Here is a 25,442-nt window from a genome sequence, read left to right as displayed (position 1 = left end):
CGATGGAGACCCTCGGCATGACAGAGCTGCGCTCGCAATACACGACGCCCGACGCCCGCGACGTGATCCTGGAATCGGCGCTGACGCTGTTCGCCCGCCTGGGTTTCGACGGTTCGACCATGCGGCTGATCGCGCAGGAAGCCAAGGTCTCGCCCGGGCTGATCCACCATCATTTCAAGGACAAGGAAAGCCTCTGGTCCAAGGTGGGGGAATGCATCACCGAGGATTTCCTGGCCGCGATCGAGCCGATCACGCGCCAGCCCGTCACGGCGCGCACGGTGCCTGACATGGTGGGCAGCTATCTGCGCTACTGGAAGATGCACCCGGCCGCTTTGCGCTTCCAGCTTTGGCGCGTGATGGGGGCGCAGGAAGCCGAGCGCCGGGCGCGCTCCGAACGCCTGAACCGGCTGTTCGTGCCGGTCTTCGCGCAGGCCCAGAAAGCCGGCTTCGTGCGCGCCGACATCCCGGCGGGGCAGGCCATGATCACCACCGGCGCGCTGATCCAGTACTGGCTGCACAGCCACCTGGAAGTGGCCGACGCCATCGCGGCGGGCGGCGGCGCCATGCCGGACGAGGCCGCGTTCCTGGAGTACGTGTTGAGCCTGGTGGGGGCGCGGCGCCCGGGCGATGCGGCCTAGTGGCCGTTTCTTTTCGTGATTGACAGGCCCGGGGTGCAGCGACCTTCCAACGCGTTTCGCACTGGTGCATGACCGCCCGCAGGCCGGGCCTGCAACGGCGGCTCAGCGCGGCGCGGGGGCGGACACCTTGGCGCCGCCACGCCAGCGGTTCACCAGCACCAGCAACGCGGTGGCCAGCAGCAGCACGGTGGCGGTGGCGATGACCGCCGCGTAGCCCGCGTCGAACGCGTCGCGGGCCAGCCGCGCCAGCGCGGCGCCTGTGTCGCTGGACAGGCCCTCGGCCACCACCAGCGCTTCGTCCAGGCTGTCGCGCGCCGCACCCGCCCCGGCTGCCGGCAGGCCGGCGGGCACGTTGAGCGTGTGCGCGTAGACGCCCGACAGGATCGAGCCCATCAGCGTCACGCCCAGCGCGCCGCCCAGTTCATACGACACTTCCTCGATCGACGCGGCCATGCCGGCGCGCTCGGGCGTGGCGCTCTGCATGATGGTGCTGGACGCGGCGGTCATGGTGGCGCCGATGCCCACACCCAGCACGCACAGGCTGGCGATCTGCGCCGCCAGCGCGCCGTCGTAGCTGAACAGGTAGCCGCCCATGCCCAGGCCGGACACCAGCAGCGAGACGAACAGCAGGCGCGCGCTGCCCACCCTCGGCAGCAGCCAGCCGGCCAGCGGGCCGGCGATGAACGCGGCCAGCGGCAGCGGCAGGATATAGAGCGCGGCCTGGATCGGCGACATGCCCAGCACCAGTTGCAGGCGCTGGCTGAACACCAACTCCATGCCGAGCAGCGCCGCCGCCGCGAACAGCGCCGAGGCCACCGCCGAACTGAAGCTGCGGTTGCGGAAGATGGCGAAGTCGATCAGCGGATGGGGCCGCGCGCGCTGGCGCCGGGCGAAGATGAACAGCATCGCGGCGCCGCCGGCGCAGGCCAGCGCGGCGTCCAGCCAGGACGGCTGGGCGCGGCCCAGTTCCTTGAGCGCATAGGCGGTCAGGATCAGGCCGACCATCACCTGCAGCGAGCCGACCAGGTCCCAGGGGCGCTGGCGGTCCGGCTGGCCGGTCGGGATGTAGCGGCGCGCCAGCGGCAGCGCCAGCAGCACGATCGGCAGGTTGATCAGGAACACCGAGCCCCACCAGAAGTGCTCCAGCAGGATGCCGCCGATGACCGGGCCGAGCGCCGCGCCGCCCGAGGCCACCGAGGCCCAGACGCCGATGGCGATGGCGCGCTCGCGCTCGTCGGCGAAGGTCAGGCGCAGGATCGACAGCGTCGCCGGCATCATCATGGCCGCGCCCACCGCCAGCACCGCGCGCGCCGCGATCAGCGCCGCGGGGTTGGGCGAATAGGCCGCCGCCAGCGAGGCCGCGCCGAACACGGCCAGGCCCATCATGAACAGGCGCTTGTGGCCCAGGCGGTCGCCCAGCGTGCCCATGCCCAGCAGCAGGCCGGACACCACCAGCGCGTAGATGTTGACGATCCAGAGCTTGGACGAGGCCGTCACGCCCAGTTCGTGCGTGAGCCGAGGCAGGGCGGTGTACAGCACGGTCATGTCGACCACGATCAGCAATAGGGCGCTGGAAACGATGGCCAGCACCAGCCAGCGACCCGGCGCGGGCGCGGCGACAGCGGGGGAGGGATTGCGCTGCGTCATGCATTGACTCCTGTAACGCCGGACATTTTCAATCTATGAAGCATGGATAAGAAGTTGGGATCCATCTATAAAATAGATGTATAGGTGGCGGCTCCATCGCCCCGTGCGGCCGGCAACCGTTTTGAAGGCTTGCTTGGCCACCCCTGGAGACAACCATGCACTGGACCCTGGAACAACTGCGGCACTTCGTGGCGGCGGCGGACGCCGGCTCGTTTTCGGCGGCGGCGCGCCAGGTGGGCCGGGCGCAATCGGCCGTCAGCACCTCGCTGGGGTTGCTGGAAGCGGACCTGGGGGTGGAGCTGTTCGACCGCTCGCGCCGCAATGCCACGCTGACCCGGGCCGGTGAAGTGCTGTTGCAGGAGGCGCGCGAGCTGTTGCGCCAGGCGGCGGGACTGGAGCAGCGGGCGCTGTCATTCGCGGCCGGGCAGGACGCGCACCTCAGCCTGGCGCTGGACGAGGCCTTGCCTGATCGGGTGCTGGGCGCGCTGGTGAAGGAGGTCTCGGCGCGCTTTCCCGCGCTGGAGCTGACCCAGTTGAACGGCACGGCCACCGAAGTGGCGGACTATGTCTCGCAGGGGCGCGCCAGCGTGGCGTTCCATTACGATCGCGGCGATCCGGGCGCGGCCTTCGCCCATCGCTACCTGGGCGACGTGGGACAGGGCATCTTCGTGGCGCGCGACCATCCGCTGGCCGCGTTGCCCGAAGTCACGCGCAACGACCTGGCGCGCCATCGTCAACTGGTGATGCGGATGGAGGGGGTGGAGGATGTGGTGATGAGTCCGTCGGCGTGGCGTTCAGACAGTTTCTACAGCATCGCCGCCATGGCCGTGGATGGCTTGGGCTGGGCCATTCTGCCGCTGAACATCGCCGAGTACGAGGGCTACCGCGAGGACCTGGCCAATGTGCCGTGCGTCGGCCTGTCGCTGCCGCCGCTGTCGGTGCGCACGCTCTGGCTGCAGGGCCGGACGCCGACGGCCACCGAGCGCTGGATCCAGGATCGCATGGAGCAACTGCTGCATCCGGCGGCCTGAGCGGGCCGGAGCGGCCGGGCGGCCGGCGCTGGCGGCCTGCGGAAGGCGACCGCCGCGGCGGCCCGAGCCCGGACGTGTCAGGCCTTCTTGCGATACACCAGCACCGGCGTGGTGGAGTGCGCCAGCACCTTCTGCGTCTGGCTGCCCAGCACCACGGCGGCCATGCCGCGCCGGCCGTGCGAGGCCATGGCGATCAGGTCGCAATGGCGTTCGCGGGCGGTGTCGATGATGGCCTGGTAGGGATCCTCGTGGGTGGCGCGCAGCGTTTCGCAGGGCACGCCGGCCTCGCGCGCCTGGGTGGCGGCGGCGCTCAAGAGGCGTTCGGCCTGGGCGCGGATCTGGTCCTGGTAGTCGCTCAGGCTGTGGGCCACTTGCGCCGCGCCCATGGCGAAGACGTGGAAGGGCTCCTCGACGGTGAGGATGGTGGCCTTGGCGCCCAGCGACTTGGCCAGATCAAGGCTTTCGACCAGCGCTTCCGAGGACAATTGCGAGCCGTCCGTGGGAATGAGAATGTGCTTGTACATGGTGTCTCCCGTGTTTGTGCAGCGGCCGTCGCGACTTGCGACGGTTACGTAACACTGTATCGGCCGGGAGAGGGCGGCTACTTGAGCGGGATCAAACCTTGCGCAGGGTCAAACCGCCCCGCGCGGCCCCGCGTCAGCTCAACAGCGCCGCGACCAGGTCGCCGCCCGCGCGGTCGCTTTCGCTGAAATCGAGCGCCGTCTGCACGTGTTCCAGGTGCTCGTCCATCAGCGCGCAGGCGCGGTCGACGTCGCCGGCGCGGGCCGCTTCGATGAAGGCGTGATGCTCGCGCGATGAGCAACTGGCATCGTGCGAGCTCTGGTACAGCACGGTGATCACGGCGCTGCGCGCCGACAGCTCGCGCAGCATGCCGGTCAGCACCGAATTGCCGACGGCCTCGGCCAGCAGGATGTGGAAGTCGCCCAGCAGGCGGTTGCGGGCCTGCACGTCGCCGCTTTCGACCGCGGCGCGCTCCTGGGCCAGGTGGGCGTCGATGCGGCGGTAGTCGGCCGCCGTGGCGCGGGCGACGAACTCGCGCGCCAGCGCGGCCTCGAGGATGCGGCGCACCGCGTAGACCTCGCGCGCCTCGTTGGCGTCGGGCTTGCTGACGAAGGCGCCCTTGTCGGGCACGATGTTGATGAGCTTGTCCTTGGACAGCATCAGCAGGGCCGCGCGGATCTTGGTGCGGCTGACCTTGTAGACGCGCGCCAGCGCCTCTTCGCGCAGGCGGGTGCCGGGCGGCAGCCGGTGCGCCACGATGGCGGCGGCGATGGCCTTGGCGATATCGTCGGCGCTGGGATCGGCGGGAACTTCCTGGGTCATGAAGCGCGGGGCGGAAAGACTGTATGGGCAGCCAGTCTATCAAAATCCCGGGCTGGCAACATTTATTGCATACGAAAATTGTTGGAGCCGCTGCCTCGTCCGCCGCGCTCAGGCGCGGAACGCCGCCGGCTGGTACTGGCCGAGCGCGTCGAGCAGCCGCGTCCAGGCCTGCACGCCCTCGCGGATCGAGCCGATGCGGAAGAACTCGTTGGGCGCGTGCACGTCCTCGTCGGGCAGGTTGAAGCCGAACATCAGCGTGTCGATGCCGAGGGTTTCCTTGAACACCGACGTGATCGGCACGGAGGCCCCCAGCCGCACATGGATCGGATCGCGGCCGTCTTCGGTCCGCAGCACCGCCTGGGCCGCGCGCACCAGCGGATGGTCCGGCGCCAGCGTCGAGGCCGGCGAGCCGTCGTGCATCGCCACCACCTCCAGCGCGGCGCCGGGCGGGCAGTGCGCCCGCAGGTGCGCCAGGACCGCGCGGATCACCCGCGCCGGGTCCTGGCCTTCGACCACGCGCACGGTCAGCTTGGCCGAGGCCTCGCAGGCGATGATGGTCTTGGTGCCGGCGCCGGTATAGCCGCCCCACATGCCGTTCACGTCCAGGGCCGGGCGCAGCGTGATGCGCTCGCGCGGGCTGTAGCCGGGCTCGCCATGGCTGGTCGCGCCCACGTCGTCGAAGAACGCCGCCTCGTCATAAGGAAAGGCGGCGGTGTCCTGGCGCTGGCGCGGCGTGGGCGGCGCGGCGTCGTCGTCGAAGCCGGCCACCGCGACGCGGCCATCGGCCGCATGCAGTGTGGCCAGCAGCGCGGCCATGTCGTGCAGCGCATTGCGCACGCCGCCGCCATAGCGCCCCGAATGCAGATCCTTGGCGGCCGTGCGCAACCGCACCTCCAGCGCCGCGTTGCCGCGCGCGCCGGTGTTGATGGTCGGCACCTGGGCGCTGGCGCGGCCGCCGTCGGCCGACAGCACCGCGTCGGCGGCCAGCAGGGCGCCGTGGCGCTGGATCAGCGCGCGCAGCGTGGGGCTGCCGGTTTCCTCTTCGCCCTCGATGAACACCTTGATGTTGACCGGGCAACTGCGCAGCGTGGCCAGGAAGGCGAACACCACCTCCAGCGCCACCGTGGTCGACCCCTTGACGTCGGAGGCGCCGCGCGCATAGAGCCGGTCCCCGACCTGGGTCGGCTCGAAAGGCGGGGTGCGCCACAGTTCCAGCGGGTCGGCCGGCTGCACATCGTAGTGGCCGTAGATCAGCAGCGTGGGCTTGCCGGGCGCGCCCAGCCACTCGCCGTAGACGGCCGGCTCGCCGCCGCCCTCCAGCAATTGCACGTTGTGCAGCCCGTCGCGGCGCAGCCGCTCGCACAGGAAGTCGCGCGCCCGCGCCATGTGCGGGGCAAAGGCCGGGTCGGCGCTGACGCTGGGGATGCGCAGGAATGCCTTGAGCCAATGCGCGATCAGCGGCTGGCGCGCGTCGAGGTGCGCCAGCACCGGCTGGATGAGAGTGTCGGACATGCAGACTCCGTGGGAAGGAAGAGGGCGGCCGCTCATTCGGCCTGGAAACCGCTGCTGCGTACCAGTTCGGTCAGGCGCGCGGTCTGTTCGGCATAGAAGGCTTCGCTGGCGGCCAGGGTCTGCGGCTCGAACAGGATCTTGCCCTGGGCCAGCAGCGTCTTGCGCGCGGCGGGGTCGGCCAGCGCCGCCTCGACCGCCGCGTGCAGCTTCTGCGCCACCGCATCGGGCGTGCCTTGCTTGACCATGTAGGCGGTCCAGATGGTGTAGTTGAAGTCCTTCAGGCTGGCGCTTTCCTGCACGCTCGGCACGTCGGGCAGCATCGGCAGGCGATCGCGGTTGAGGGTGCCGATGATGCGGATGCGGCCTTCGCGCCGCAGGTCCTCGTAATTGGCCTGATAGGGCACGATGGCGAAGTCGATCTGGCCGCCCGCCATGTCGGTCAGCATCGGCGAGGCGCCGCGATAGGGGATGTGCGTCAGCGTCAGGCCGGCGCGCTTGGAAAGCGCCTCGGTGATGAGGTGGATCATCGAACCCGCGCCGCCCGAGCCGTACGTCAGCGGCGCGCCGCCGCGCCGGGCCAGCGCCACCAGTTCATCGACGTTGGCCACGCCCAGCCCGGCGCGCGTCATCACCACGTAGGGCGAGGTGGCGACCGGCGCGATCATGCGGAAGGCCTCGGGCCGGTAGTGGACCGACTTGTTGGTCAGGCCGGCCAGGATCAGTTCGTTGGGCGAGCCCTGGAACACGTAGTAGCCGTCGGCCTTGGCGCCCAGCACGCGATTGGCGCCGAGCACGCCGTTGGCCCCGCCCAGGTTCTCGACGATGACCTGGCCGCCCAGCGCCTGGGTCATCGGCCCCTGCAGCGCGCGCGCCGTGATGTCGCTGGCGCCGCCGGCCGGATACGGCACCATCAGGGATACCGGCCGGGCGGGGTAGTCTTCGGCGGCGGCGGCGCCCGTGGCCAGCAGGGCGAGCGCGGCGACGGTGGATAACAGCAGTGTCTTCATCGGAGTCCCTTGGGTGTTGTGTGTTTTCCGGAATGCTAGAAGCGCTGTTTTCATCTGTCCAATCGATTGATTAGCTGATTACAATGCGTTTTATGCATGATTTTTCGCGGCGCGGCCGCGTCCCGGAGATTTCATGAATCTGTCGCAACTGGCTCATCTGGTGGCGCTGCTGGAGACCGGCTCGTTCACCCGCGCCGCGGAATCGCTGCACCTGTCGCAGCCCGCGTTCAGCCGCAGCATCCAGTTGCTGGAGGCCGAGCTGGGGGCGCCGCTGGTGGACCGCATCGGCAAGCGCAACGAGGCCACGCCGCTGGGTCGGCAGGTGGCCGCGCGCGCCCGCCGGGTGCTGGCCGAGGTGCACGAGATCCGGCGCGAGGCCGAGCTGCTGGCGCAGGGCGAGGCCGGCGCGGTGGCGCTGGGCCTGGGCGCCGCGCCCGGCGCGCTGTTGAGCGTGCCGCTGATGCGCCATGTGATGGACGCCTATCCGCGGCTGCGCGTGCGCCTGTCGCGCGGGCCGACCGACGCGCTGCTCGCCGGCCTGCGTGAACGCGCCCTGGACGCGCTGGTCGTGCACGTGCGCACGCTGGACGACGACGCGGACTTGGACGTGGCCGCCATGCCCAGCCTGGCGTCGGGCTTTGTCTGCCGCCCGGACCATCCGCTGCTGGCGGGCCCCGCGCCGTCGCTGTCGCAGGTGCTGGCGTATCCCGTGGTGTCCACCGGCCTGTCGCCGGAGATCCGGCGGCGCGTCGCGGCGGCGCGGCCGGACGGCTTCGAATTGCACATGGAAAGCGAGGACATCGCCGGCCTGCTCGATATCGCCGCGCGCTCCGACGCGCTCTATCTGGGCGTGCTGGCGTCGGCCGCCGGGCCGGTTGCCGAGGGCCGCCTGGCGCGCCTGCTGCCGCCGCCGGATTTCGACATCGCGGCGCATTTCGCCTTTGTCACGCTGCGCGGACGCAGCGAAAGCCCGGCCACCCGCATCGCGCGGGAGTTCTGCTTCGAGCAGATGGGGCGGGCCGCGCAGGGGGCGGCCGCCGAGGGCTAGGGCCGGCTCACACGGCAAGCAGCCTCGCGCAGGTCCGGGGAGGCGCCTCGCCGCGTCGACGACCCCTGGCGCGACGGATTCATGCCGCTTTGTGCACAATCGGCACGCCAGCCCTGATCAATCGCGCGGCCGTCTTGGCGTATCCTGCTGCGGTCGGCGCCTCGCGCCAGCGGCGCGCGCCGCCGGCCATGCCTTTCTCCCTGGAATTCCCCATGCCCACTGGCCTTTCGTCCGCGTTGCAGCGCTTTCCCCGTCATGCCTTGCTCGACGGCCCCACGCCGATCCAGCGCCTGGCCGGGCTGGAGGCGGCCCTGGGCGCCGCGGCCAACGGCGTGCGCCTGTACGTCAAGCGCGACGACCATATGTCGCTGGGCGGCGGCGGCAACAAGCTGCGCAAGCTGGAGTTCCTGCTGGGCGAGGCGCGCGCGCAGGGCGCCGATACCGTGGTGACGGTCGGCGGCCTGCAATCGAACCACGCGCGCCTGACGGCGGCGGCCGCGGCCCGCGCGGGCATGGCCTGCGAGCTGGTGCTGGGCCGGGTGGTGCCGCGCGACGACGTCGATTACGAGGAAAACGGCAACATGCTGCTGAACCGCCTGTTCGGGGCGACGGTGCATGCGCTGCCGGTGGGCGCCGATGCCATGGCGGCGGCGCTGGAGCGGGTGCGCGCGCTGGAGCTGGCCGGGCGCCGCGTCTACCTGGCGCCGCTGGGCGGGTCGACGCCCGTCGGCGCGCTCGGTTACGCCGCCTGCGCGCTGGAGATCCTGGCGCAGTCGCGTGAATTGGGCGTGGATTTCGACCGCATCGTGGTGGCCAACGGCAGCGCCGGCACCCATGCCGGCCTGGCGGCCGGGGTGGTCGCGGCGGGCCTGCCCGCCAGCCGCGTGCAGTCGTTCACCACGCTGGCCGACGCGGAGGTCGCGCATGCCAAGACGGTAGACCTGACCGCCGCCACGCTGGCGCTGCTGGCGCAGGGCCAGGCGGACGACGTTGCGGCGCCGGCGCCCAACGACATCCTGGTCGATGGCAGCCAGCGCGGCCTGGCCTATGGGGTGCCCACGCCTGCCATGCTGGAGGCGGTCGGCCTGCTGGCGCGCAGCGAAGGGCTGCTGCTCGATCCGGTGTATTCCGGCAAGGCCTTTGCCGGCCTCCTGGCCGACGTGCGCGCCGGCCGCCACGCGCCGGGCAGCGACGTGCTGTTCGTGATGACCGGCGGCGCGCCCGGCCTGTACGCCTACAAGTCCGCGTTCCAATGAAAAAACGGGCCGGCCGCCGCGAGGCGCCCGGCCCGTCCAGGACGGAGCCTGGGGGCGGTGTCAGTCCTTGGCCATCAGCCCCAGGTACTCGATCAGCCCCTTTTCCTTGACGTAGGTCGCCTGGGCCCAGGCCTTGTAGTCGGCGCTGTCGCGGTAGGCGGGTTCCTGGTTAAGCTGTTTCATGACCTCGATGCTGGCCGGGTCGAACAGCGCCTTCTTGAAGGCGTCATGCAGCGTCTTGACCACCGCCGGGTCCATGCCCTTGGGACCGGCCAGGCCGTAGGGCGAGGTCGATACGACCTTGTAGCCCAGCTCCTGCGCGGTCGGCACGTCGGGCCAGCGGGTGGTGCGCTTTTCGCCGAACGTCACCAGCAGCCGCATCTTGCCCGAATCGACGAACTGGTCCCAGCCGGTGGCGTCGCTTTGCGCCATCACGTGGCCGCCCAACAGCGCCTGCTGCATGTCGGCGTTGCCCTTGTAGGGCACGTGGTTCAGCTTGACCTTGGCGTTGATGGCCACTTCCTCGATCAGCAGGTGGGGCGACGAGCCCACGCCGGTCGAGCCGTAGTCGATGGTGCCCGGGTGCTGGCGCGCGGCCTCGATGTACTCATTGAAAGTCTTGTAGGGCGAGTCGGCGCGCACCGTGAAGCCGAAGGTGTAGCCGGACAGGCCGATGATGAAGGTGAAGTCGTTGATCGGGTCCCACGAGGTCTTCTGCATGTATGGCATGCGCAGCATGGCCAGCGTGTACAGCGCGACGGTGTAGCCGTCGGGCTTGGCGGTGCGCGACATGGTCGCGGTGCCCAGCGTGCCACCCGCGCCCGGGCGGTTCTCGACGATGACGGGCTGGCCCAGGTATTTGGATGCGTCCTGCGCGACGATGCGCAGGTGGCGGTCGGTGGAGCCGCCGGCCGGGAACGGCACGATCAGCGTGATGGGCTTGGTGGGAAAGGCGCTTTGCGCCGACGCCGCGGGCGCCAGCGCGCCGCCGGCCAGCGCCAGCAGCAGGGCGCCGAGGCAGGCGCGGCGCAGGGGTTGGTGGGCCATGGGGCTTGTCTCCGATGTGATTATGGTTTTGTGTGTCGTGGCTGTGTTGTGAGGCGCCGGTCAGCCGCGCAGGGCGACCTTGACCGGCAGTCGTTGCAGCGCCTCGCGCAACTGCTCCTTCAGCGGCGCGGGGGTGGCGGCGTCGGCTTCTACGGCGACGTCGGGCTGCGCGTCGGACAGCACGCGCAGCAGGGGACTGTCCGGCGGCAGGCCGGCCTGTTCGAGGACGCGCTCGACCACGGCGCGCGCCGAGACCGCCGTGGCCAGGCGGCGCAGGTCGGGCTTGTAGATCTTGCCGACGTTGGTCATGGGCATCTGCTCGAGCACGATCACGCGCTTGGGCCGTGCCGGCGCCTCGTCGACGTGGGCGGCGGCGTAGGCGACCAGTTCGGCCTCGGAGACCTCGGCATCGTCGGCCAGGGTCACGAAGGCGATCGGCAGCTCGCCCGCGTACGGATCGGGCGCGCCGACCGCGGCGCAGATGCGCACCGCCGGGTGCGAGGCCAGCGCATCCTCGATGGTCTTGGGATCGATGTTGTGGCCGCCGCGGATGATCAGGTCCTTGGCGCGGCCCTGCAGGTGCAGGCGGCCCTCGCTGTCCAGGAAACCGACATCCCCGCTGATGAGCCAGCCGTCCTCGGTGAAGGCGCGCGCCGTGTCCTCGGGGTCGAGAAAGCCGGGGATGACGTTGGGCGACTTGAACAGCAGCATGCCGGCCTGCCCGGGCGGCAGGTCGCGCGCCGGCTGCCCGGCGGGCGCATCCAGGCCGACCACGCGCACCTGCACATAGGGCAGCGGAAAGCCCACGCAGTTGACCGGAAAGCGCGAGCCGGGCGGCGTGATCGAGGTGATGCCGGCCATCTCCGTCATGCCCAGGCTTTCGTTCACGTGCAGGCCGAACAGGCGCTCGAAGCGCGCCGCCAGCTCCGCCGGCAACGGCGCGGCGCCGGTGCGGCAGTAGCGCAGCGACGAGATGTCGGCGCCGTCCAGCGGGATCTCGGCCAGCGCCGCCAGGATGGTGGGCACGCCCTGCAGCGAGGTGGCGCGGTGGCGCTCGACCAGCCGCCAGTAATTGCGCAGCACCTCGCGGTTGCGCAGCAGCAGCGTGGTCGGGATCACGGTCTGCACGCCGGCCGACAGCGCCGCCAGCGAGGCCGGCAGCACGCCCGCCACGTGGAACAGCGGATAGCCGTTGATGACCACGTCGCCGGGTCCCGCGCCCTGCAACTGCACCGCCGCCCAGGCCGTGAAGACCTGGTTGGCGTGGGTGTGGATGGCTAGCTTGGGCGCGCCCGTGGTGCCGCCGGTGTGGAAGTAGGCGGCCACGTCGTCGGCGCGGATCACGCGGCCGCTGACCAGCCGGTCCGAGGGCTGGGCAGCGCGCGCGCTGTTGAAGTCGAGCGCGAAGTCGGGCAGCGCCGGGCGTTGCGACGGCGGCTCGTCGTGCGGCGCGACGCGCAGCAGCGTGCGCAATGTTGGCACCCGCTCGCGCAGGCGCAGGGCCTTGGACCAGGACTCGCATTCGGTGTCCGAGCCGTAGGCGATCAGCACCTTGGCGCCGGCGGTGGTCAGCAGCGAGGCCAGCTTGTCGTCGGTCAGCAGCGGGTTGAGCGGTTGCACGATGCCGGCGGCCTCGCCGCCCCACAGCGCCAGGTGGTATTCGAGGCAGCCGGGCAACAGCACGCCGACGGCGTCCGTCGGGCCCAGCCCCAGGCTGTGCAGCAGGTTGGCGGTCTGGTGGATGCCGGCCAGCAGGTCGTCGTAGCGCCAACTGATGGCCGGCTCGTCGGGATCGGCGTTGCGCAGGAAGGTCAGCGCGGTGCGGTCGCCAAAGGCGGCGGCCGAGTTGCGGAAGATCTCGTAGGTGCTTTGCACCGTCAGCGTCTCGGCCAGCGGCCGGGCCGCCAGGCGGCGCACGTCGTCGATGGAACGCACCGGGAACGGCGCGGCGAAAGGCGGGGCGACGGGAGGGGCGGTGGGGGAGGCTATGGGGGCCTGCGTCATGATGCCGTCCTCGCCGCTTACGCGCGCCCCAGCGCGATGTAGCGCCGCAGGTGGTGGTCCTCGTCGCCGAGCTGGTGGTCGATCATGACCAGCCGCTTGGCGTAGTGCGCCAGGGGCAGCTCCCAGGTCATGCCGATGCCGCCGTGCAGTTGGATGCTTTCCTCGGCCACCAGCGTGCCGATGCGGCCGATGGTGTACTTGGCGGCCGACAGCGCCCGTTCGCGCGTGGCGCGGTCGGGGTGGTCGAGCGCGGCGGCGGCGTTGATGACCGCCGAGCGCGCCTGCTCGATCTCCAGCAGCACGTCGGCCATGCGGTGCTGCAGCGCCTGGAAGCTGCCGATCGGCACGCCGAACTGGCGCCGGGTGCGCAGGTATTCCAGCGTGGCGTCGCGGGCGCAGTCCATCGCGCCCACGGCCTCGGCGCACAGCGCCAGGATGCCGCGGCCGGTGGCGTGTTCCAGCAACGCATGGCCGGCGCCGGCCTCGCCCAGCAGGCTGTCGGCGCCCAGCGCCACGTTCTCGAACGTGAGTTCCGCGGCGCGGCCGCCGTCGATCAGGTCGTAGCCGCGCGCCGTCACGCCCGGCGTGCCGGCGCTGACCAGGAACAGGCTGATGCCGGATTCGTCGTCCTCGGCGCCGCCGGTGCGCGCCGACACCAGGAACAGGTCGGCATGCTCGCCCCCCATCACCACGGCCTTGGCGCCGTTCAGCGCCCAGCCGTCGCCGCTGCGCTCGGCGCGGGTGCGCACGTCGTTCAGGGCGTAGCCGGAGGTGGGCTCGGCCGCGGCCAGCGCGGCGGTGATGCCGCCCGCGATCAGGCCGTCCAGCGCCTCGCGCTGCGCCGGGCTGCCGGCGCGGGCGATGGCGCTGCCGACCATCAGCGCGTCAAGGAAGGGTTCCAGCACCAGGCCGCGGCCCAGTGCCTCGAACACCACGCTGATGTCAAAGCCCGCGCCGCCCAGCCCGCCGTGTTCCTCGGCGAACAGCGCGCCGATGGCGCCCAGTTCGGCATACCGGCGCCAGAACTCGGGGTTGTAGCCCTGCGCCATCCTGGCGTGGCGTTCGCGCGTGGCGAAGTCGTATTGTTCGGCGACAAAGCGGCGCAGCATGTCGGACAGCATGCGCCGGTCTTCGGTGTGTTCAAAGTTCATGGCCGGCCTTTACAGTCCCAGGATCATCTTGGAGATGATGTTCTTCTGGATTTCGTTGGAGCCGCCGAAGATCGACAGCTTGCGGTTGTTGAAGTACTGCGCCGCGGCGCTGTCGGCGCCTTCCGGGCCGATGGGCGCGGCGTCGTAGCCGTCGTGCAGGGCCTCGGCCACGAACGGGCGGGCGTAGGGACCCATGGCGCGGCGGTTCAGCGCGGTGATCTCCTGGCGGATCTGGGTGCCGCGTATCTTCAGCATCGAGCTTTCGGCGCCGGGCGCGCCGCCGCCGGCCACCGCCGCCACCACGCGCAGGTTGGTGGTGCGCATGTTGGCCAGTTCGATCTCCACCCGCGCCAGGCGCGCGGCGAAGTCGGGATCCTCGGCCAGCGGGCGGCCGTTCTTCTTCTGGCTGGCGGCCACCGCCTTCAGGCGTTCCAGCGCGGCGGTCGACTGGCCGACGCCGGCGATGTTGGTGCGTTCATAGGTCAGCAGGTATTTTGCGCAGGTCCAGCCGCGGTTTTCCTCGCCCACCAGGTTCTCGACCGGCACCCGCACGTCCGAGAAGAACACCTCGTTGACTTCATGCTCGCCGTCCAGCGTGATGATGGGGCGCACCTGCACGCCCGGGCTGGCCATGTCGATCAGCAGGAAGCTGATGCCTTCCTGGCGCCGGCCCTCGTTCGAGGTGCGCACCAGGCAGAAGATCATGTTGGCGTACTGGCCCAGCGTGGTCCAGGTCTTCTGGCCGTTGACGACGTAGTGGTCGCCGTCGCGCACGGCGGTGGTCTTGACCGAGGCCAGGTCCGAGCCGGCGCCGGGTTCGGAGTAGCCCTGGCACCACCAGTCCGAGCCGTCCAGGATGCGCGGCAGCCAGTGGCGCTTCTGCGCCTCGTTGCCGTACTTGATCAGCACCGGCCCCAGCATGCTCAGGCCGAACGGCACGATGCGCGGCGCGCCGGCCAGCGCGCACTCGTTGTCGAAGATGAACTTCTGCGTGGCGCTCCAGCCGGTGCCGCCGTATTCCACCGGCCAGTGGCTGGCCAGCCAGCCCTGGCGGTTGAGGATGGCGTGCCATTCGACCATGTCGGCGCGCGCCAGCAGCTTGCCCTGCGTGACCTTGGCCGACAGGCGCGGCGGCAGGTTGGCGGCCAGGAAGGCGCGGACCTCGTCGCGGAAGGCGTTTTCTTCGGGGGTGAATTCCAGATCCATCGGGCGATTCCTCAGTAGATTTCGAACAGGCCGGCCGCGCCCATGCCGCCGCCCACGCACATGGTGACGACGGCGTAGCGCGCGCCGCGGCGGCGGCCTTCCAGCAGCACGTGGCCGGCCAGGCGGGCGCCGGTGACGCCGAACGGGTGGCCCAGCGCGATCGAGCCGCCGTTCACGTTCAGCCGCTCCATCGGGATGCCCAGGCGTTCCTGGCAATACAGCGCCTGCGAGGCGAAGGCCTCGTTCAGTTCCCACAGGTCGATGTCGTCGACCTTCAGGCCGTGGCGCGCCAGCAGCTTGGGCACGGCGTAGACCGGGCCGATGCCCATTTCGTCGGGCTCGCAGCCGGCGATCGCCAGGCCGCGGAACGCGCCCAGCGGGCGGATGCCGGCGCGTTGCGCCTCGGCCGCTTCCATCAGCACGCAGGCGGCGGCGCCGTCCGACAGCTGCGAGGCGTTGCCGGCGGTCACGAACTGGTCCGGGCCGCGCACCGGGGCCAGCTTGGCCAGCGCCTCGTAGGTGGTGCCGGGGCGGTTGCAGGTGTCGTGGTCCACCGTGACCTCGCGTTCCGACACGGCGCCGGTGGCTCGGTCGGTGACGGCCATGGTGGTGGTGACGGGGATGATCTCCTCGCGGTAGCGGCCGGCGGCCTGGGCGGCCTCGGTGCGCGCCTGGCTCTGCGCGGCGAAGCGGTCCTGCGCCTCGCGGCTGATGCCGTAGCGCGCGGCGACGATGTCGGCGGTCTCGATCATGGGCAGGTACAGCTCGGGCTTGTTGGCCACGATCCACGGGTCCATGCCGCTGACGCCGTCGTCGCGGGTGCGGATCTGCGACACCAGCTCGACGCCGCCGGCGAGCATGGCGGGCGCGCCGTCCATGACAATGCGCGCCGCGGCCGAGGCGATGGCCTGCAGGCCCGAGGCGCAATAGCGGTTGACGGTGGCGCCGCCGACGCTGACCGGCAGGCCGGCGCGGATCACCGCCTGGCGGCCGATGTTGCGGCCGGTGGCGCCCTCGGGGTAGCCGCAGCCGATGAAGGCGTCCTCGATCAGGGCGGGGTCGATGCCGCTGCGTTCGACCGCGGCGCGCACCGCGTGGGCGGCCAGGGTCGGCCCGGCGATCAGGTTGAATTCGCCGCGCTGCGCCTTGGTGATGGGCGTGCGGGCGGTGGAGACGATGACGGCTTCGCGCATATCGGTTTCCGTTGGGTGAGTGGGGTCAGGCGGCCTGGTTCAGGCTGGCGAAATCGCGGCCGGATTCGGCCAGTTCCTCCAGCAGCGGCGACGGCTTCCAGAACGCGGGGTCTTCCTTGGCAAAGGCGCGGATGTCGGCCAGCACGTTGGCCAGCCCGACGCGGTCGGCGTAGTGCATCGGCCCGCCGCGATAACGCGGAAAGCCATAGCCCGACAGGAACACCATGTCGATGTCCGAGGGCCGCAGCGCGATGCCCTGGTGCAGCACGTTGGCGGCCTCGTTGATCATGGCCGCCAGGTAGCGGCGCTGAATGTCCTCGGCGCTGAACGGACGGGGCGTCACGCCCGCGCGCTGGCGCTCGGCGTCGATGATCGCCAGCACTTCCGGATCGGGCGTGCCCTGGCGGGCGCCATCCGGATACAGGTAGAAGCCGCGGCCGGTCTTCTGGCCGAACCAGCCGCGCTCGCACAGACGGTCGGGAATCTGCACGTAGCGCAGCGCCGGGTCGCGGGTGGCGGCGCGGCGCTTGCGCGTGGCCCAGCCGATGTCGCCGCCGGCCAGGTCCACCATCTGGTACGGACCCATGGGATAGCCAAAGTCGCGCACCGCCGCGTCGATCTCGTAGGGCGAGGCGCCGTCCTCCATCATCATGTCGGCCGCCTGGCGATGCACCGCCAGGATGCGGTTGCCGATGAAGCCGTCGCAGACGCCGGCGCGCACCGGGATCTTGCGCAGGCGGCGCGCCAGCTCGAAGCCGGTGGCGACGGTGTCGGCGGCGGTCTGGCGGCCCACCACCACCTCCAGCAGCTTCATGATGTTGGCGGGCGAGAAGAAGTGCAGGCCCAACACATCGGCGGGGCCGCGCGTGGCCTGGGCGATGCGGTCCACGTCCAGGTAAGAGGTATTGGTGGCCAGCACCGCGCCCGGCTTGGCGACGCGGTCAAGCTGCGCGAACACCGCCCGCTTGACGTCCATGTCCTCGAACACGGCCTCGATGATCAGGTCGGCCTCGCCCAGCGCGGCATAGTCGGTGGCGCCGGTGAAGCGCGCCAGCCGGGCGGCGCGCTCGTCGGCGCTCATGCGGCCCTTGCCGACCAGCAGGTCGTAGACGTGTTCGACGCGCTGGCGGCCGCGCGCCAGCGCGGCATCGTCCTGTTCCACCATGACCACCGGCAGGCCGGCGTCCAGCACCGCCACGGCGATGCCCGCGCCCATGGTGCCGCCGCCGATCACGCCGACGCTGTCGAGCCGGCGCGGCTTGGCCTGCTTCAATTCAGGGATCTTGGCGGTCTCGCGTTCGGCGAAAAAGGCGTGGATCAGGCCGGCGCGCTGCGGGCTGTCCAGGCATTGCAGGAACAACGCGCGCTCGGCGCGCAGGCCCTCGTCGAAAGGTTGTTCGACGGCGGCGCGCACGGCGTCCAGGATCTTCGCGGGCGAGAACAGGCCGCGTGTGCTGGCGGCGATGCGCTGGTCGGCGGCGTCGATCGCGGCCAGCGACGCGGCCTTGTCGGCCAGCGCCTGGCCGTCGCGGCTGCGGCGCGGCTTGGCGCCCTGCGCCAGCAGGCGCCGGGTGTAGTCCAGGCCGGCGGCCAGCGGGTCGGCGCCGCTGGCCAGTTCATCGGCCAGCCCGGCCGCGACGGCGGCCTGCGCCGTCATCGGCTTGCCCGACAGCATCAGGTCCAAGGCTGCGGCCGCGCCGATCAGGCGCGGCGTGCGCTGCGTGCCGCCGGCGCCGGGCAGCAGCCCCAGCGTCACTTCGGGCAGGCCCAGCCTGGCGTTTGGCAAGGCCACGCGGTAATGCGCCGCCAGCGCCACCTCCAGGCCGCCGCCCAGCGCGGCGCCGTGCAGCGCGGCCACCACCGGCTTGGCGCAGGCTTCGATCTGATTGCACACGTCGGGCAGGGCGGGCGGACGCGGCGGCTTGCCGAATTCGCGGATGTCGGCGCCAGCGATGAAGTTGTTGCCGGCGCCGGTGAGCAGCACGGCCCGCACCTGCGGGTCGCCGCCGGCCTGATCGATGGCGCGCGCCAGGCCCGCGCGCACCTCGGCGCTCAGGGCATTGACGGGGGGATGATCGATGGTGACGACGAGGACGTCGCCGTCGCGGCGCGTGTGAACGGCGCCGGCGGGTGCGCTGGCTGTCATGGGACAGTGTCTCCGGTAGGGTCGCCGCCCGCGCCGGCCCTGGCCGGCACGGCGGCATCGCAGAGCGGGGCTCTGGCGAGGCCGGCGCGCCCGGGGCGGACGCGGCGCAGTCGCGGCGCCTGGCGGGCCAGGAACGGCCCGTCTTGTATCCGTCTATTCTTTCCCAGCAAAGAAGTCTTGACAATGGCATCCATAATTGACAACGACGATAAAGGAATTTGACAATAGGCACGGACCGCCGCGATGCAACGGGCAAAGCCAGTACCGGTCCGGGAGAGTCGACATGGATACAAAGGCGCTGACGTTGCTGGTGGAGATCGTGGATGCGGGCAACCTGAGCGAAGCGGCGCGTCGGCTGAAGATGACACGGGCCAACGTCAGCTATCACCTGACGCAGTTGGAGCGCGCCGTTGGCATGCAGCTATTGCGGCGCACCACGCGCCACGTCGAGCCCACCGAAATCGGACTCAAGCTGTACCACCACGGCCGCAGCATCCAGGACGAACTGGCGGCGGCGCGCGAGGCCGTCGAAACGCTGGGCAAGACGCCGCAGGGCAAGGTGCGCCTGAGCGTGCCGAGCGGCTACGGGCAGTTCGTGATGATGCCGTGGCTGATCGAGTTCAAGCAGGCCTATCCCGACATCGTGCTGGACGTGCTGTTCGAGAACAGCGTCGATGATCTGCTGCGCGACGAGGTCGACATCGCCGTGCGCATCATGTCCGAGCCGCCGCACAATCTGGTGGCGCGCGAACTGGGCCAGGTGCGCTACGTGGCCTGCGCTTCGCCCGCCTTCGTGCGCGAGCGCGGCCTGCCGGACAAGCCGGCCGATCTGGCGCGCCTGCCCATCATCAGCGCCGCCGTGATCGGCCGGCCGCTGCGGCTGTCGGCCTACTACGGCGGCCAGCCGCGCCAGCACGTGGTGCTGGAGCCCACCGTCATTTCGCGCAACTACGCCTTCCTGCGCGAGGCGACGCTGGCCGGGCTGGGGATCGGCGTGGTGCCCGATTATGTCGTGCACGACGATATCGCGCGCGGCGACCTGCTGCCCGCCTTGCCGCAGTGGCGCTTGAGCATCTTCGGCCGCGCCATGTACATGCTGTACATGCCCAATCGCCACCATCCACGCGCCATTTCCATGATGATCGAGTTCATCCAGCAGCGCGCCCAGGCCGCGCACGAAGGACGGCCCGGGTTGCTGGGCGCGGCATAGGACCGGCTTTCGGCGGCGCCCGCTCGGCGCGAGACGCGGGCGGCCACGCGAGCCCGGCGCCCCGGGCTTGGTATTCTCTCGAAAGTTTGACAAAAAGAAACATAATGATAAAAATGCCGACCATTCCCGCGCCGGCTGGCGGCGGGAGTCCCCGGCCGCGGCCAGGGCGGCCTTGACCGTCTCTTGCCCATCGCGCCTGGCGTAGGCGTTGTTCCGATCCATTGCGGGCCTTTTCTTGCGGAGCAAGTATGGCTTTCGTGTTCATGCGCCGGGCATGGTCCGGCCTGCGGCGTCCGGACGGCGCCGCGTTGCGGTGGGGCATGTTGGGACTGGCGGCGATGTTGGCGGCGATGTTGGCGGGGTGTGCGGGCAGCGAGCCGCGCATCGGCGACGCCTACACGGTGCACACCCCGATCTACGCCGACAACCGCATCTTCTATCTCAAGCCCGGCGGCGATGAGCGCGCGCGCGTGCTGGAGCAGGCCGGCGCGCCGGCTTCTTCCGACGCGGAACGGCAACTGGCGGTGCCCGCCAACGCGCCGCTCTCGATCATGATGCGGTCGGTCGAGATCCCGGCGCTGAAGGACGCGGCCGGCGCCAAGACCGCCGGCATCGACGGCCCGGCGGACTACGCGGTCATCCTCGACGTCGCCGCCAGGGACGATGGCAGCAACCAGTCCATCGTGGTCTGGTACCAGCGCGGCGTGCAGCCGGATCAATCCCTGAACTTCTCCAATCTGCTGGTGTATTACGTGCAGCGCTGGGACGAGCGCGTGGCGCCGTCGTTCCGGCTGCGCGTGATGGACGTCACCACCGAACGCAACGCCGAGACCCTGCGCGCGCTGCAACGGGCGCAGGGCGTGGCCAACGGCGCGGCCAGCCTGGCCAACAATCCGCTGGTCTCGCCGCTGGTGGGGGTGGCCTTCACCGCCGCCGAGCTGGTGCTGGCGAACCAGCGCAACCGCATGGTGCTGGACTACAGCGTGCAGCTCTATTCGCAGTCGGCGGTGAGCCAGTCGGCCGGCTCCAACCTCGGCCTGCTCAAGCAGGGCACCTATGTGGTGGTGGGGCGTCCGGTGGCCGGCACGCGCGCGTTCTGGGAAAAGGCGCTCACCTACAACACCCGCACCAACCAGGTGATGGACGGCGCCGAGCCGCTGAACGTGCCGACCGCGCTGGTGTCGGTGGGCACTTTCGAGAGCATCGTGCCCAAGTCGGTGCTGGAAAAGTCGGTGGCGCTGACGGCGCTGCTGAGCAAGGTCGGCGCCAGCGCCTCGGTCGAGCAGGTCAGCGACGCGCAGGGCCGGCTGCAGGCCGCGCTGACCGCCTACACGCTGGGCGAGCGGCTGGCGCGCTATCGCGACCAGAAGACGCTGGACGAGATTTCGACCAAGCTGGCCGACGATGATTTCTCCAAGTCCCTCGGCAGCGAGGAAGCCTTTCTGCTGCTGCGCGGCCTGAACGCCTGCTATCGGTTGAAAAAGCCGCTGGCGGATCTGGAGGAATTCCGCACCTATCACGACAAGCCGGAGGGCCAGGCATGCGCGGCCAGATCCTAGCGCCGCGCGCCAACGAGGGCGGCGGCTTCCTGCGCTGGTTGCCCCGGTTGCTGTTGCCGGCCCTGGCCGCGGTGCTGTTCGGTGGCTGTGCGTCGACCGCCGGACAGGCCCGGCTCACGGCGCCGGCGCCGGCGGGCATCGCGGGTCCCGGACCGGTCACGGTGCCGGCTTCGTGGACGGCCGCCGCGACGCCGATGCCACGGCTGTTCTCGCATCGGCTGCTGGTGCCGCCGCTGCAACTGGTGCAGATCGCCTTCTCCGCCGAGACCCCGACCGTGCTGGCGGCCATGCAGCGGTTCGCCGCCGCCGCGCCGTCGGCGCTGGAGGCGCGCGGCCTGTTGCGGGCCCGGACCCTGATCGAGCCGGACTCCGGCTGGCTGACGCTGATCGCCCGCGCGCAAGGCGTGGACTGGGTGTTCGGCCTGCAGTTCAGCGCCGACGGCGGCGGGCTGCTGACGTTGCGGCTGCGCACCGCGGGCGCCGGCAATATCGACAATCCGCGGCCGCAGGAAATGGACGCGCACATCGCCACCCTGGCGGCGCTGGCGCCGGGCCTGCTGGCCGATTGAACGCGGCGCGGCGGGCGCGCGTCTCTGGTATAAGGCCTGGAGTCGCCATCGGCCGCGAGGTCGATGGTCCGGACCTGACCGAGAGAGGTACCCCTTGCCGCATCCGCCCACCGCGAGCCGCCTGCTGGCATTGACGGCCCGCCAGTTCACCGCTCAGGTGCCCGCCATGGTCGCCGCCGCGCCGTGGGCCTGCGTGCTGTTCGCGCTGTCGCTGCCGGGCGCGCTGCTGCTGAACCAGGCGGGCGCTCCGCGCGAAATGTGGTTCCTGCTGGCGGCGGTGGTCAATCTGCTGGCCCTGGCGCGCGTGGCGCTGGCCTGGCAGCGCCAACTGGCGGGCGTGCCGCGCCACGCGCCGAGTCTGGATGGCGCCCAGGCCCGGGTGCTGGCCCTGGTGTTCGCGGCGATCGTCGCGATCGCCGCCCTGAAGTCGGTCAGCGGCAGCCTGACGCTCTCCCTGTATTTCCAGATGCCGAACACGCCCGGCACGGTGTTCCTGGCCATCGCGTTGCTGTTGCTGCTGATCCTGTGGCTGCCCATGACGCACTTGCTGGGATCCTGGTCCCTGGCCCTGCCGCAGGCCGCCCTGACGGACGGCTATGGCTGGCGGCGGTCGCGCCAGGCGCTGCGCGGCGCGGTCTGGCCGTTCGCCGCCGTGCTGCTGTTGCTGACGGGCCTGACCGAGGTGACGGGCGCCGCGTTGCGCCAGGCGCTGGTGTTGTGGCGCGCCGACGCCATCATCACGGCGGCGGGCGGCCTGTTGCTGACGCTGGCGCTGCTGCTGTTCCTGTCGATCCTGTGCGCCACCGCGTACCGCGAGCGCGCCTGAGCGGTGGCGCCGGCGCGCGGGCGTTCAACGCAGCATCGGCAGGCTGCCGGTCAGCGCGTTGATCCAGCGCTTGGCGCCGGCCAGGCCGACGCCGAGCAGCGGCTGGTCGCGGTGCGAGGTCTCGCGGTGCCGCGCCCAATAGTGGCCGGCGTCGTGGATCTCGCGGGCGTAGGCCGGAAACACGGCCAGTCGCGCGTCCTCGGGCGGCGGCTGCGTCAGCCGCTGACGCAATTGCGCCATCCGCACCGCATCGGCCGCCAGCACGATGATGGGCAGGTGCGAGATGGCCGACGAGGCCATGCCATCGGGGTCGCGCAGCGGCGCGCCGGCCCAGCCGGGCAGGGCGGCCGCGAGGCCCGCGGCCAGGCAGGCCGAGACGTTGGCGGCCGGGCCCACGCCGAGCGTTGCCGCCAGCACGATCACGATTTTCTCCGGCACGGCGGGCGCGGACGGGACGACAGGGGCGATGGGGACGGACATGCGCGTTTCCTCGGCAAAAGCCGCCATCGTCGGCGGCGGCGGTTGTCCCGTCTTGAACGCCAGTGAACGCGTCGCGGACCCTCAGCCGCGCCGCGCCAGCGCGCCGGCGCCGGCATAGACGGCGGCCGCGCCCAATTCGCGCTCGATGCGCAGCAGGCGGTTGTACTTGGCGGTGCGGTCGGCGCGCGACAGCGAGCCGGTCTTGATCATGCCGCAGTTGGCCGCCACGGCCAGGTCGGCGATGCTGGTGTCCTCGGTTTCGCCGGAGCGGTGCGACATCACCACGCCGTAGCCGGCGCGGCGCGCCAGCGCCAGCACGCGCCAGGTTTCGCTGAGCGTGCCGATCTGGTTGATCTTGACCAGGATGGCGTTGCCGATGCCCTGGTCGATGCCGGCGCGGAACAGCCGCGGGTTGGTGCAGAACACGTCATCGCCCACCAACTGGCAGGCGCCGCCGAGCGTCGCGCCCAGTGTCTTCCAGCCGATGATGTCGTCCTCGGCCATCCCGTCCTCGATCGAGACGATGGGGTAGTCGCGCACCAGCCCGGCCAGGTATTGCACCTGCTGTTCGGCGTCGCGCAGCAGGTTCTCGCCGTGGTAGCGGTAGCCGTCCGGGCCGTGGAATTCACTGGCGGCCGGGTCCAGCGCCAGCGCGATGTCGGCGCCGGGGCGCAGGCCGGCGCGCTTGATCGCGGCCATGATGAAGTCCAGCGCCTCGGGCGCATTGCGCAGGGCTGGCGCGAAGCCGCCTTCATCGCCCACGTTGACGCTGTGGCCGGCCGCCTTGAGGGCGTGGCGCAGCGTGTGGAACACCTCCGCGCCCATGCGCAGGGCTTCGCGGAAGCTGTCCGCGCCCACCGGCAGGATCATGAATTCCTGGAAATCCAGCGGGTTGTCGGCATGCGCGCCGCCGTTGATGATGTTGATCATCGGCACCGGCAGGGTCTGCGCCTGCACGCCGCCGATGTGGCGCCACAGCGGCAGCCCCTGGCTGGCGGCGGCCGCGTGCGCCACCGCCAGCGACACGCCCAGCAGGGCGTTGGCGCCCAGCCGGCTTTTGTCGGGCGTGCCGTCCAGTTCGATCATGATCTGGTCGATCCGGGCCTGCTGGTCGGCGGGCAGGCCCAGCAGGGCGGCGCGCAGCTCGGTGTTGACCGCGCCGACCGCGCCCAGCACGCCCTTGCCCAGGTAGCGGGCGGCGTCGCCGTCGCGCCGCTCCAGCGCCTCGCGCTTGCCGGTCGAGGCGCCCGACGGCACCAGGGCCAGGCCACGGGCGCCGTCGTCCAGCCGGATCTCGACTTCGACGGTGGGATTGCCGCGGCTGTCCAGCGCTTCGTGGGCGGCCAGGTGGGTGATGTTCATGGTGGGCTCCGGAAAGGACTTGGGGAAAGGGTAATCGTCAGCTAATTCAAACAAGCAGGAATCGAGTCAGCCACGCCGGCAGGTCGTCGGTGCGGCGATGAATCGGGCAATCAGCCATTTCAATGCCGGCATGCTAAAAATGGACCTTGAATCCGACAATGCAGTTTTTCTGCCTCTTCGTCAGTTTTCCTGACAGATGATCCGCCATGCGCCAGTTGCCGCCCCTGTCCGCCGTCCGCGCCTTCGAAGCCATCGCCCGCAGTGGTTCGGTCACCCGAGCGGCCGAGGAACTGTGCCGCAGCCATGGCGCCGTCAGCCGCCATCTGCGCCTGCTGCAGGAGCACGCCGGCGTGGCGCTGTTCGAGAAAGACGGCACCGGCCTGCGCCTGACCCAGGGTGGCGCCACGTTCTATGCCTCGGTGCGGGCGGCCTTCGACCAGCTTGAAAACGCCTACGAACGCCTGGCGCGCGAATCCCAGGCGCCGGGGCTGCACGTGGCCTGCAGCGCCACCTTCGCCATGCGCTGGCTGGTGCCGAACCTGGCCGTGTTCTATCGCAAGCATCCCGAGATCCGCATCCGCCTGTCGATGACCTCGGCGCGTGAAATGCGCAACGAGGGCGCCGACCTGATCCTGGCTTGGGACCTGTCCGGCTACGCCGAGACCGACCGGCGCCAGGCCCTGGCGCTGGCGCCGGTGCGTTTCGGCGCGGTCTGCACGCCGGCCTATGCGCGCAGGAAGCCGGCCACGCGCGCGCGCATCGCCCATGAATACACCTCCAGCGCCTGGAACCAGTGGGAGGCCATCACCGGGCAGCCGGCGGCGGAAGGCGACACGCTGGCGTTTCCCCACACCCACCTGTGCATCGAGGCCGCGCTGTCGGGCCTGGGGGTGGCGCTGGTCGAACGGCGGCTGATCTCGCGCGAGTTGCAGGACGGGCAACTGGTGGCGCCCTACGGCTTCGTGCCGTTCGACGGCGGCCTGCGCGCGGTGCCGGCCGCCGGCCGCGCCCGCACCGCCCATGCCGATGCCTTCATCGCCTGGCTGCGCGGCGCGCTGGCCGGGCCCGAGGACTGATGGCCGCGCGGCGGGGCCGGCTGGCTTGGTATGCTGGACGGGCATTCCCGCCGGAGACTCCATGACCGATACGCCGCCTTCCGCCAGCCCGTCCTCGCCAGCCTTCGCCACCCGTTCGGCGCTGGCGTCG

At 70.9% G+C, this 25,442-nt stretch carries 22 protein-coding genes; 9 read left to right on the top strand and 13 right to left on the bottom strand.

The genetic code is table 11. The features are described from left to right. The first annotated feature begins 17 nt into the window (after positions 1-17). Positions 18-638, top strand: a complete 621-nt coding sequence (locus AAID08_RS16010; RefSeq protein WP_395756607.1) for a TetR/AcrR family transcriptional regulator — start codon at positions 18-20, stop codon at positions 636-638. 102 nt (positions 639-740) lie between these two features. Here the strand turns inward: AAID08_RS16010 and AAID08_RS16005 are convergent, their stop codons facing one another. Further along, positions 741-2,285: an MFS transporter gene (locus tag AAID08_RS16005; RefSeq protein WP_395756606.1), complete on the bottom strand. Its 1,545-nt coding sequence runs from the start codon at positions 2,283-2,285 to the stop codon at positions 741-743. Positions 2,286-2,440: 155 nt separating this feature from the next. On the opposite strand from AAID08_RS16005, the gene AAID08_RS16000 reads away from it, so the two are divergent. Beyond that, a complete protein-coding gene (locus tag AAID08_RS16000) occupies positions 2,441-3,316 on the top strand; it encodes a LysR family transcriptional regulator (RefSeq protein WP_006385087.1) in 876 nt (291 codons plus the stop codon). A 77-nt stretch (positions 3,317-3,393) separates the two neighbouring features. Here AAID08_RS16000 and AAID08_RS15995 read toward each other — a convergent pair whose 3' ends face one another. The 4 genes from AAID08_RS15995 to AAID08_RS15980 all read right to left on the bottom strand — a co-directional run bounded on the left by AAID08_RS15995 (position 3,394) and on the right by AAID08_RS15980 (position 7,179). Further along, complete coding sequence (locus AAID08_RS15995) at positions 3,394-3,840, bottom strand: universal stress protein (protein WP_054502385.1); 447 nt, start codon at positions 3,838-3,840, stop codon at positions 3,394-3,396. 133 nt (positions 3,841-3,973) lie between these two features. Next, positions 3,974-4,660: a GntR family transcriptional regulator gene (locus AAID08_RS15990; RefSeq protein WP_054502386.1), complete on the bottom strand. Its 687-nt coding sequence runs from the start codon at positions 4,658-4,660 to the stop codon at positions 3,974-3,976. Positions 4,661-4,768: 108 nt separating this feature from the next. Next, entirely contained in the window at positions 4,769-6,172 is a 1,404-nt protein-coding gene (locus AAID08_RS15985; protein WP_144657713.1) for a dipeptidase, read from the bottom strand. 32 nt (positions 6,173-6,204) lie between these two features. Beyond that, positions 6,205-7,179 carry a tripartite tricarboxylate transporter substrate binding protein gene (locus AAID08_RS15980; protein ID WP_395756605.1) on the bottom strand — a complete coding sequence of 325 codons (975 nt, stop codon included), beginning with the start codon at positions 7,177-7,179 and terminating at the stop codon, positions 6,205-6,207. 133 nt (positions 7,180-7,312) lie between these two features. Between AAID08_RS15980 and AAID08_RS15975 the strand changes: the two genes are divergently transcribed. Further along, complete coding sequence (locus AAID08_RS15975; protein WP_395756604.1) at positions 7,313-8,227, top strand: LysR family transcriptional regulator; 915 nt, start codon at positions 7,313-7,315, stop codon at positions 8,225-8,227. 212 nt (positions 8,228-8,439) lie between these two features. Then, the gene (locus AAID08_RS15970) at positions 8,440-9,483 is read left to right on the top strand and encodes a D-cysteine desulfhydrase family protein (protein ID WP_395756603.1); all 1,044 of its coding nucleotides are present in this window, start codon (positions 8,440-8,442) and stop codon (positions 9,481-9,483) included. A gap of 60 nt (positions 9,484-9,543) precedes the next feature. Here the strand turns inward: AAID08_RS15970 and AAID08_RS15965 are convergent, their stop codons facing one another. The 6 genes from AAID08_RS15965 to AAID08_RS15940 are packed head-to-tail and all read right to left on the bottom strand — an operon-like array spanning position 9,544 to position 18,230. Continuing rightward, positions 9,544-10,530, bottom strand: coding sequence for a tripartite tricarboxylate transporter substrate binding protein (locus AAID08_RS15965; protein ID WP_116792396.1), 987 nt, complete (start codon positions 10,528-10,530; stop codon positions 9,544-9,546). Positions 10,531-10,590: 60 nt separating this feature from the next. Then, entirely contained in the window at positions 10,591-12,534 is a 1,944-nt protein-coding gene (locus AAID08_RS15960; protein WP_395756602.1) for an acyl-CoA synthetase, read from the bottom strand. A 17-nt stretch (positions 12,535-12,551) separates the two neighbouring features. Continuing rightward, complete coding sequence (locus tag AAID08_RS15955) at positions 12,552-13,685, bottom strand: acyl-CoA dehydrogenase family protein (protein WP_038503763.1); 1,134 nt, start codon at positions 13,683-13,685, stop codon at positions 12,552-12,554. Positions 13,686-13,694: 9 nt separating this feature from the next. Further along, complete coding sequence (locus AAID08_RS15950; protein ID WP_395756601.1) at positions 13,695-14,891, bottom strand: acyl-CoA dehydrogenase family protein; 1,197 nt, start codon at positions 14,889-14,891, stop codon at positions 13,695-13,697. A gap of 11 nt (positions 14,892-14,902) precedes the next feature. After that, the gene (locus tag AAID08_RS15945; RefSeq protein ID WP_054415540.1) at positions 14,903-16,084 is read right to left on the bottom strand and encodes an acetyl-CoA C-acyltransferase; all 1,182 of its coding nucleotides are present in this window, start codon (positions 16,082-16,084) and stop codon (positions 14,903-14,905) included. A gap of 25 nt (positions 16,085-16,109) precedes the next feature. Beyond that, positions 16,110-18,230: a 3-hydroxyacyl-CoA dehydrogenase NAD-binding domain-containing protein gene (locus AAID08_RS15940; RefSeq protein ID WP_395756600.1), complete on the bottom strand. Its 2,121-nt coding sequence runs from the start codon at positions 18,228-18,230 to the stop codon at positions 16,110-16,112. A gap of 283 nt (positions 18,231-18,513) precedes the next feature. Here AAID08_RS15940 and AAID08_RS15935 point away from each other — a divergent pair, with 283 nt between their 5' ends. The 4 genes from AAID08_RS15935 to AAID08_RS15920 all read left to right on the top strand — a co-directional run bounded on the left by AAID08_RS15935 (position 18,514) and on the right by AAID08_RS15920 (position 22,394). Beyond that, positions 18,514-19,440 (top strand): LysR family transcriptional regulator, encoded by a 927-nt coding sequence (locus tag AAID08_RS15935; RefSeq protein ID WP_054502394.1) that lies wholly within the window; start codon positions 18,514-18,516, stop codon positions 19,438-19,440. A 248-nt stretch (positions 19,441-19,688) separates the two neighbouring features. Next, positions 19,689-20,999, top strand: coding sequence for a hypothetical protein (locus tag AAID08_RS15930; protein WP_116792389.1), 1,311 nt, complete (start codon positions 19,689-19,691; stop codon positions 20,997-20,999). Further along, positions 20,981-21,568, top strand: a complete 588-nt coding sequence (locus AAID08_RS15925) for a hypothetical protein (RefSeq protein WP_395756599.1) — start codon at positions 20,981-20,983, stop codon at positions 21,566-21,568. The genes AAID08_RS15930 and AAID08_RS15925 overlap by 19 nt, the downstream gene beginning before the upstream one ends. A gap of 94 nt (positions 21,569-21,662) precedes the next feature. Then, the gene (locus AAID08_RS15920) at positions 21,663-22,394 is read left to right on the top strand and encodes a hypothetical protein (protein ID WP_395756598.1); all 732 of its coding nucleotides are present in this window, start codon (positions 21,663-21,665) and stop codon (positions 22,392-22,394) included. A gap of 24 nt (positions 22,395-22,418) precedes the next feature. Here AAID08_RS15920 and AAID08_RS15915 read toward each other — a convergent pair whose 3' ends face one another. Next, a complete protein-coding gene (locus tag AAID08_RS15915) occupies positions 22,419-22,874 on the bottom strand; it encodes a DUF2000 domain-containing protein (RefSeq protein ID WP_395756597.1) in 456 nt (151 codons plus the stop codon). A gap of 81 nt (positions 22,875-22,955) precedes the next feature. Continuing rightward, on the bottom strand, positions 22,956-24,236 hold the full coding sequence (eno, locus tag AAID08_RS15910) for a phosphopyruvate hydratase (protein ID WP_395756596.1): 1,281 nt from the start codon (positions 24,234-24,236) through the stop codon (positions 22,956-22,958). Positions 24,237-24,442: 206 nt separating this feature from the next. Between eno and AAID08_RS15905 the strand changes: the two genes are divergently transcribed. Then, positions 24,443-25,312, top strand: coding sequence for a LysR substrate-binding domain-containing protein (locus AAID08_RS15905; protein ID WP_395756595.1), 870 nt, complete (start codon positions 24,443-24,445; stop codon positions 25,310-25,312). Positions 25,313-25,442: the final 130 nt, after the last annotated feature.

This window comes from Achromobacter sp. EB05 (assembly GCF_044232075.1).
GTDB classification, from domain to species: Bacteria; Pseudomonadota; Gammaproteobacteria; order Burkholderiales; family Burkholderiaceae_B; genus Achromobacter; species Achromobacter dolens.
The sequence above is the reverse complement of the archived record's forward strand: the minus strand, read 5'-3'. Positions and strand labels throughout refer to the sequence as shown.

Bases quoted from the DNA above. Each gene is read 5' to 3' on its own strand.
- AAID08_RS15965 (WP_116792396.1), bottom strand. From the start codon at position 10,530: ATGGCCCACCAACCCCTGCGCCGCGCCTGCCTCGGCGCCCTGCTGCTG.
- AAID08_RS15930 (WP_116792389.1), top strand. From the start codon at position 19,689: ATGGCTTTCGTGTTCATGCGCCGGGCATGGTCCGGCCTGCGGCGTCCG.
- AAID08_RS15925 (WP_395756599.1), top strand. From the start codon at position 20,981: ATGCGCGGCCAGATCCTAGCGCCGCGCGCCAACGAGGGCGGCGGCTTC.
- AAID08_RS16000 (WP_006385087.1), top strand. From the start codon at position 2,441: ATGCACTGGACCCTGGAACAACTGCGGCACTTCGTGGCGGCGGCGGAC.
- AAID08_RS15940 (WP_395756600.1), bottom strand. From the start codon at position 18,230: ATGACAGCCAGCGCACCCGCCGGCGCCGTTCACACGCGCCGCGACGGC.
- AAID08_RS15950 (WP_395756601.1), bottom strand. From the start codon at position 14,891: ATGGATCTGGAATTCACCCCCGAAGAAAACGCCTTCCGCGACGAGGTC.
- AAID08_RS15945 (WP_054415540.1), bottom strand. From the start codon at position 16,084: ATGCGCGAAGCCGTCATCGTCTCCACCGCCCGCACGCCCATCACCAAG.
- AAID08_RS16005 (WP_395756606.1), bottom strand. From the start codon at position 2,285: ATGACGCAGCGCAATCCCTCCCCCGCTGTCGCCGCGCCCGCGCCGGGT.
- AAID08_RS16010 (WP_395756607.1), top strand. From the start codon at position 18: ATGACAGAGCTGCGCTCGCAATACACGACGCCCGACGCCCGCGACGTG.
- AAID08_RS15955 (WP_038503763.1), bottom strand. From the start codon at position 13,685: ATGAACTTTGAACACACCGAAGACCGGCGCATGCTGTCCGACATGCTG.
- AAID08_RS15935 (WP_054502394.1), top strand. From the start codon at position 18,514: ATGGATACAAAGGCGCTGACGTTGCTGGTGGAGATCGTGGATGCGGGC.
- AAID08_RS15975 (WP_395756604.1), top strand. From the start codon at position 7,313: ATGAATCTGTCGCAACTGGCTCATCTGGTGGCGCTGCTGGAGACCGGC.
- AAID08_RS15915 (WP_395756597.1), bottom strand. From the start codon at position 22,874: ATGTCCGTCCCCATCGCCCCTGTCGTCCCGTCCGCGCCCGCCGTGCCG.
- AAID08_RS15990 (WP_054502386.1), bottom strand. From the start codon at position 4,660: ATGACCCAGGAAGTTCCCGCCGATCCCAGCGCCGACGATATCGCCAAG.
- AAID08_RS15960 (WP_395756602.1), bottom strand. From the start codon at position 12,534: ATGACGCAGGCCCCCATAGCCTCCCCCACCGCCCCTCCCGTCGCCCCG.
- eno (WP_395756596.1), bottom strand. From the start codon at position 24,236: ATGAACATCACCCACCTGGCCGCCCACGAAGCGCTGGACAGCCGCGGC.
- AAID08_RS15980 (WP_395756605.1), bottom strand. From the start codon at position 7,179: ATGAAGACACTGCTGTTATCCACCGTCGCCGCGCTCGCCCTGCTGGCC.
- AAID08_RS15970 (WP_395756603.1), top strand. From the start codon at position 8,440: ATGCCCACTGGCCTTTCGTCCGCGTTGCAGCGCTTTCCCCGTCATGCC.
- AAID08_RS15905 (WP_395756595.1), top strand. From the start codon at position 24,443: ATGCGCCAGTTGCCGCCCCTGTCCGCCGTCCGCGCCTTCGAAGCCATC.
- AAID08_RS15985 (WP_144657713.1), bottom strand. From the start codon at position 6,172: ATGTCCGACACTCTCATCCAGCCGGTGCTGGCGCACCTCGACGCGCGC.
- AAID08_RS15995 (WP_054502385.1), bottom strand. From the start codon at position 3,840: ATGTACAAGCACATTCTCATTCCCACGGACGGCTCGCAATTGTCCTCG.